5 protein-coding genes are annotated in these 6,369 nt (G+C 71.3%); 3 read left to right on the top strand and 2 right to left on the bottom strand.

Features of this window, described 5'->3' with window-relative positions:
- Positions 1 to 53: 53 nt before the first annotated feature.
- Positions 54 to 1,451 carry a 6-hydroxynicotinate reductase gene (locus BLQ14_RS08995; protein ID WP_425412095.1) on the top strand — a complete coding sequence of 466 codons (1,398 nt, stop codon included), beginning with the start codon at positions 54 to 56 and terminating at the stop codon, positions 1,449 to 1,451.
- Entirely contained in the window at positions 1,448 to 2,386 is a 939-nt protein-coding gene (locus BLQ14_RS09000; RefSeq protein WP_092500197.1) for a UPF0280 family protein, read from the top strand. The genes BLQ14_RS08995 and BLQ14_RS09000 overlap by 4 nt, the downstream gene beginning before the upstream one ends.
- Here the strand turns inward: BLQ14_RS09000 and BLQ14_RS09005 are convergent.
- Together BLQ14_RS09005 and BLQ14_RS09010 are read right to left on the bottom strand one after the other, a co-directional pair.
- Positions 2,365 to 3,903: a CRTAC1 family protein gene (locus BLQ14_RS09005; RefSeq protein WP_092500198.1), complete on the bottom strand. Its 1,539-nt coding sequence runs from the start codon at positions 3,901 to 3,903 to the stop codon at positions 2,365 to 2,367. The two genes, BLQ14_RS09000 and BLQ14_RS09005, sit on opposite strands and share 22 nt — an antisense overlap.
- Positions 3,903 to 5,219 (bottom strand): ROK family protein, encoded by a 1,317-nt coding sequence (locus BLQ14_RS09010; RefSeq protein ID WP_092500199.1) that lies wholly within the window; start codon positions 5,217 to 5,219, stop codon positions 3,903 to 3,905. Before BLQ14_RS09010 ends, BLQ14_RS09005 begins: the two co-directional genes overlap by 1 nt.
- A gap of 214 nt (positions 5,220 to 5,433) precedes the next feature.
- Here BLQ14_RS09010 and xylF point away from each other — a divergent pair.
- On the top strand, positions 5,434 to 6,369 hold a 936-nt coding region (xylF, locus tag BLQ14_RS09015; protein ID WP_092500200.1), incomplete at its 3' end, for a D-xylose ABC transporter substrate-binding protein.

Consider the following 6,369-nt stretch of genomic DNA (forward strand, 5'->3'; position numbering starts at 1 on the left):
GTGAAAAGCGGCGCCAGCGCGAGGAGAAGATCCGCTGCGACGCCTGCCCGGTCATGTGCTACATCGCCGAAGGCCGCGTCGGCGCCTGCGACCGCTACGCGAATGAGGGCGGGCGCATCGTTCGCTGCGATCCGGTGACCATCCTCGACCGCCGGCTCGAGGCGGGCGGCGAGATCCGCCCCTTTCTCAAGGCGCATTGGGACGGGCGCGAGGTCTCCGGCGACGAGGTGTTCATCTCCGGGATCGGGGCGGGCACGACCTATCCCGACTACAAGCCTGCCCCCTTCATCGTGAGCCGCGAGATCGAGGGGGTGGATTTCGTCACCGTGGTGACCGAGGCGATCTATTCCTACTGCGGGGTCAAGGTGAAGATCGACACCGACCGGCACATCGGCGCGGAGGCCGCTGCGGTGCGGGCGAAGGGCGAGGTGGTGGGCCATGTCACCACCTCCGAATACGGCTCGCGCATGCTCTCGCTCGGCGGCGTGGAGCATCTCACCGGCGGCTCCAAGGCCGAGGGGCGGGCGACCTGCGAGACGCTTCTGAAGCTGTGCAACCGCGAGGCGGTGGAGCTCGAGGTGGAGGGGGGCTCCACGCTCACCGTGCAGGCGGGCGCGCCGCCGGTCATCGACGGGGTGCGCGAGGAGCGCATGCGGGTGGGCTGTGGCTCGGCCACGATCGGGATGTTCGCGAGCCAATGGAAGGGGCTGGTCGACGAGGTGGTGGTGGTGGACGACCACATCACCGGGGTGGTCAGCGAGCATCAGGCGGGCAAGGTGCTGGGCTGGCCCGATACCGGCATCCGCATCAAGGGGCACCGCTCGACGCCGGGGCGCTACTTCCGGGTGGCCGAACCGGGGCGCGGCTGGGGCGGGACGGACATCACCGATCCGCTCACCATCCTCGGGGAGTGGAACCCGAAGAAGGGCGCGCGGCCGGGGCTGACGCTTCTGATGGTCTCCACCACCGGCGAGGAGTGGGGCTATTACGTGCTTGACGAGGAGTTGCGCCCGCAGCCCGCCGAGCTGCCCGACAGCTTGCGGGCAACGGTGGAGCTCATCGCCGAGAACTGCGAGCCGGCGCTCACATCGGTGCTCTTCACCGCCGGTGCGGGCGGCAGCCTGCGCGCGGGCGTCACGAAGAATCCGGTGCGACTGACACGCGCGGTGCATGAGGGGCGGGTGCGTGTCACCTGCGGCGGGGCGCCGGCATGGGTGTGGCCGGGGGGCGGCATCACCTTCATGGTCGATGTGCTGGAGATGCCCGAGCGCGCCTTCGGTCATGTGCCGACGCCGGCGCTGGTGGCACCACTCGAATTCACCCTGCCGCGCGAGGACTATCGCGCACTGGGCGGCCATGACGAGGCGGTGAAGAGCGTGGCCGAGATCCTCGAGAAGGGCGGGGAGTATGGCGGGGAATTCCGCGCCATCCCGCCCCGAAGGGCCGGATGAGCGGGCGCGCGCAGGCGGCATGGCTGCCCGACGGGCGGCTGCATCTTCATCACGGGCCGATCGACCTGATCGTGAGTGCCGAGGCCGCGGGGCGGGATCCGGCTGGCGCAACCGTGGAGGGCGGCGCCCGGCCCGGCGCGGATGCCGGAACCGCCCTTGCCGCCGCCGCGGCGCGGTTCGAGACGGTTCTCGACGAGCTCGTGGCCGAGCTGCCGCTCCTCCGCGCGCCCGTTGACGCCGACGCGCCGCCTGCGGTGGCGGGCGTCATCGCCCGGCGCATGGTCGCGGCGGTCCGGCCCTGGGCGCGGGTGGGATTCATCACGCCGATGGCCGCGGTCGCAGGCGCGGTGGCCGACGAGATCCTTGCCGCCATGCGCGCCGCCGCGCCGCTTGCCAAGGCCATCGTCAACAATGGCGGCGACGTGGCGCTGTGGCTCGCGCCGGGCCAGAGAACGGTGGCGGCCGTGGCCGGGGGTGCGCCGGCGCGGCTGGAGCTTTCGGCGCGGGACGGGATCGGCGGGGTGGCCACTTCCGGCTGGCGCGGGCGGAGCCATTCGCTCGGCATCGCCGATGCGGTGACGGTGCTCGCCGCGAGCGCCGCCGCTGCCGATGCCGCCGCCACCATGATTGCCAACGCGGTCGATCTGCCCGGCCATCCCTCCGTGCGCCGCCGTCCGGCCTGCGAGATCGCGCCCGACAGCGATCTCGGCGCGCTGCCGGTGACGGTGGCGGTGGGGGCGCTGACGGGGGAGGAGCGGGCGCGCGCGCTCGCCTGCGGGGCGCGGCGGGCGCGGGAGGCGGCCGGCGAGGGGCTCATCCGAGCCGCCTTTCTCAGTCTTGGAGGTGACGCCTGCGCGATCGGTGCGCCATTGGGTATTTGCACCCAGGGTGAGGAACAGGATCGCGAGAGAAATCAGCGCAGGGCGAGGCCCTGACCCTCGCGCCACAGCTCGGCGCGGGTGCCGGCGGGCAGGCGCAGCCAGTCGGAGGCGGCACCATCGGGCCAGATCACCCGCAGCTCTGCCCATTCGGCGCGGCCGAGGCCGAAATGAGCAGGCCCCGCGATGCCGCCGGCATGTCCGCCGCCCACGGTGATCTCGCGGCTGCGGATTTCGCCGTCCGGCAGGCGCAGCTCGACGAAGGCGCCCACGGCATGGGTGTTGGTGCCGTCCTGTCGCGGCGTGAGGCTGAGGAAGTGGCCCGCATCGGCGGTGACGTTTCGCCAGATCTGCATCGGCGCGCGGCGGTTGACGACGGCGAGATCGAGCCGGCCGTCGCCGTCAAGATCGGCGAGCGCGGCGCCGCGCGAGCGGGCCAGCGAGGCGATGCCGGCCTCTGCACCGGCCTCCTCGAAGCGCAAGGGGGCGCTCTGCATCAGCAGGTTGTTGGGGTCGTGCATGGCCAGCCCCGGCATCTGGTCGACATTGCCCTTGGCAATGAAGAGGTCATCGCGCCCGTCATTGTCGACATCGGCGAATTGCGCGTGCCAGCCGGTGGAGGGGCGGCCGTCATCGCCGGTGTAGGGGCGGTGCGCGGTGGCGCCTGTCTCATAGGGGGCGTTTTCCCAGCGGTAGGGGCCGGTGGCGATCTGCAGGATCTGGTCGCCCATCGAGGTCAGCGCGATCTCGGGCAGCCCGTCGCCGGTGAGATCGGCGCTGGCGATGCCCATGCCCCAGATGGAGATCGGCTCGAACCCGTCCTCGGGGCCGAGAAGGCGCAGATCGGGCATCTGCCAGATCTGCTCGGAGCCGCCCTTGAGGTAGTAGTGCCGGTCGTTGGAGATGCGCAGATCGGCGCGCCCGCGCCGGGCGGCGTCGGAGAAGAGCATCGACAGCGCGCAGAAGCCGGGTGAGAGCGGGATCGGCGCGGCGTAGCGCCCTCCCTCGGGGCGGATCAGCAGGTTGTCGGCGCAGGCGCCGAAGGGGCCCTCGGGGTCGTCGCGGTTGACGTAGTTGCCGATGGCAAGCGTTGGCAGGCGCGCGCCGGGCTCCCAGGTCGCGGAAAAGGCGGTTGTCCAGTCGTCTCCGGGATCGATGCCGAGGGCGGCGGCGGCGTCGGTGAAGCGGCAGTCGGGGCCGCCCTTGAGCAGCATGTTCGGCCCCACCCGCAGCACGAAGAGGTCGAGCCGGCCGTCGGAGTCGACATCGAGCGGATAGGCGCCGGTGACGCCCGTGAGCTCAGGCAGCGCCCCCCGGTTGAAGGCGAGCGGCGCGCCGGGGGCGAGGGTTTCGTTGATGAAGAGCGCGGCGGGGTTCTCGCCGCCTGCGGCGAAGAGGTCGAGCCGGCCATCGCCGTTGCAGTCGAGAACGGCGAGCCCGCCGCCGACGAAATGCTCCCAGCCGCCGGCATAGATGTGCGGGGCGGGGAGTGCGGCGGGCTGTTCCTCGAAGCGCGGGGTTCCGGCGAGCGCGGCGCTTGCCATCAGGGCGAGGGGCAGGGCGAGCGCGCGCATCACGCGGCCTCCGCGCCGAGTTTTGCCGCCGTGGCCGCATCGAGCGCCAGCGCCGCGGCACCGCGCGCCCAGAGCTGGTCGCCCCAGGCGCGGATCTCCACCTGCGGGGCCGGCCGGCCCGTCTCCAGCTTCATCGCGGCCATCGCGCGCAGCACCTCCTCGGCATAGAGGTAATCGTAGCGCAGCCGCTCGCCGGAGAGGAAGATGAGCGGCGGGTCGAAGAGGTTGACGACATTGGCCAGCCCCAGCGCGAGGTAACGCCCGGCGCGCTTGAAGATCGCCCGCGCCGCCTCGTTGCCGGCCTTGGCGTGGTCATAGAGGCTCTCGAGCAGGATGGTCGGCGACTGCACCGCCCGGTCGCCCCAGCCAAGCGCCGTGGTGGCCTCGCGCACCAGCGCATAGTCGGCGACATAGGCCTCCAGGCAGCCGCGCTTGCCGCAGCGGCAGAGCGCGCCGTCGAGCTGCACCTTGGTGTGGCCGAGCTCCATCCCGAGTCCCTGCGCGCCGCGCCAGAGGCGGTGGCCGAGCACGAGCCCCATCCCGACTCCGTGCTCGATGGTGACCACGGCGAAATCGGGCAGGCCGCGGCCGGCGCCGAACCAGAGCTCGGCCAGGGTGACGAGATTGGCGTCGTTGTCGATCCTGACGGGGCGGGCGAGACGCGCCGCGAGCATCGCACCGAGCGCCGCGTTGCGCTCGCGCAGGATCGGCGACCACAGCACCGTGCCGGTGTGATGCTCGACCACGCCCGGCATGCCGGCGCCGATGGCGTCGAGCGCCTGGGGGCTTATTCCGGCTCGCGCGCAGGCCTCGGCGATGAGGCGGGCGGCGTCCTCGACCACGGCGGAAGCCTCCTGCACCGAGGCGCGACGGGAGATGCGCGCCTCACCCAGGACGCGCCCGGAGAAATCGACGATGATGGCCGCGTGGCTTCTGTCCGAGAACTTGATCCCGGCGACGACGCCTGCTTCGGGGCGCACGGCGAGCGCCACCGGCGGGCGTCCGCGGCCCGACTCGCCCTCGCGGCGGGGGCTGGCCACCTCATCGATGAGGCCGGCGGCGAGCAGTTCGGCGGCGGTGGCGGTGACAGAGGCGGGGCTGACGCCAAGGTCGCGCGCCAGATCGATACGGGCGATTCGCCCCGAGGCGCGGATGCGCTCGTAGATCTGCTGGCGCAAGGGGCGCAGCGGCGTCTCCTCGGCGCTGATCAATGGCCCGAAGCCCTCGGCGGCGCGCGTGCTCCCGTGTTCCTCGGCCGAATCCGGGACGCCGGAGCCTGCGGCTGCCGGTTCGGAGAGGAGAGTTTTTTCAGTCATTGAACTATTCTCCTCGCGTAGCGGCCGAAAATTCATCCGATGCTGCACGCGCATTACGGTTTCCGCGCTGCAGCGCGACGGCGCGCGGTGATGTTGGCATGGTGGCACTGAAAATTTTTTTGACAAGTAAATTTATTCTGGCATAGTCGGTGGCGTCGCGGCGGTTTGCCGGGCCGCGCGCCGGGGCGCGCGAGAACTTTGGGAGGAACAGGACATGCGCAAGGCGCTTACCTTTGCGGCCGTGCTGGCGTCCACCGTTTCGGTGGCGGCCATGGCCCAGGCCCTGACCGTCGGGGTCAGCTGGTCGAATTTCCAGGAAGAGCGGTGGAAGACCGACGAGGCGGCGATCAAGGCCGCGCTCGAGGCGGCGGGGGCGGAGTACATCTCCACCGACGCCCAGTCGTCCTCGGCCAAGCAGCTTTCCGACGTGGAAAGCCTCATCGCCCAGGGGGTGGATGCGCTCATCATCCTCGCCCAGGACGCCTCGGCCATCGGTCCGGCGGTGCAGCAGGCGGCCGACGAGGGCATTCCGGTGATCGGCTATGACCGGCTCATCGACGACCCGCGCGCCTTCTATCTCACCTTCGACAACAAGCAGGTCGGCCGCATCCAGGCGGCGATGGTTCTGCGCGTGGCGCCCTCGGGCAACTACGTGATGATCAAGGGCTCGCCGCAGGATCCGAACGCCGACTTCCTGCGCGAAGGCCAGGGCGAGGTGCTGATGGGGCCGATCGAGGCCGGCTACATCACCATCGTGGGCGAGGCCTATACGGACGGCTGGCTTCCGGCCAACGCCCAGCGCAACATGGAGCAGATTCTGACCGCGACCGGCAACAAGGTCGATGCGGTGGTGGCCTCCAACGACGGCACCGCGGGCGGCGTGGTGGCGGCGCTGGCTGCGCAGGGGATGGAGGGCATTCCCGTCTCCGGTCAGGACGGCGACCATGCCGCGCTGAACCGCGTGGCCAAGGGCACGCAGACGGTGAGCGTCTGGAAGGATGCCCGCGAGCTCGGCAAGGCCGCGGGCGAGATCGCCGTGGCGCTCGCCAAGGGCGGCAAGATGAGCGACGTGGACGGCGCGGTGCAGTGGACCTCGCCCTCGGGCAAGACGCTTTGGGCGCGCTTCCTTGCGCCGGTTCCGATCACCGAG

Source organism: Meinhardsimonia xiamenensis, from assembly GCF_900102905.1.
Classification (GTDB): domain Bacteria; phylum Pseudomonadota; class Alphaproteobacteria; order Rhodobacterales; family Rhodobacteraceae; genus Meinhardsimonia; species Meinhardsimonia xiamenensis.

Excerpts from the sequence above, each read along its gene's own strand:
- BLQ14_RS09005 (WP_092500198.1), bottom strand. The coding sequence starts at position 3,903 with ATGCGCGCGCTCGCCCTGCCCCTCGCCCTGATGGCAAGCGCCGCGCTC.
- BLQ14_RS09010 (WP_092500199.1), bottom strand. The coding sequence starts at position 5,219 with ATGACTGAAAAAACTCTCCTCTCCGAACCGGCAGCCGCAGGCTCCGGC.
- BLQ14_RS08995 (WP_425412095.1), top strand. The coding sequence starts at position 54 with ATGTGCTACATCGCCGAAGGCCGCGTCGGCGCCTGCGACCGCTACGCG.
- BLQ14_RS09000 (WP_092500197.1), top strand. The coding sequence starts at position 1,448 with ATGAGCGGGCGCGCGCAGGCGGCATGGCTGCCCGACGGGCGGCTGCAT.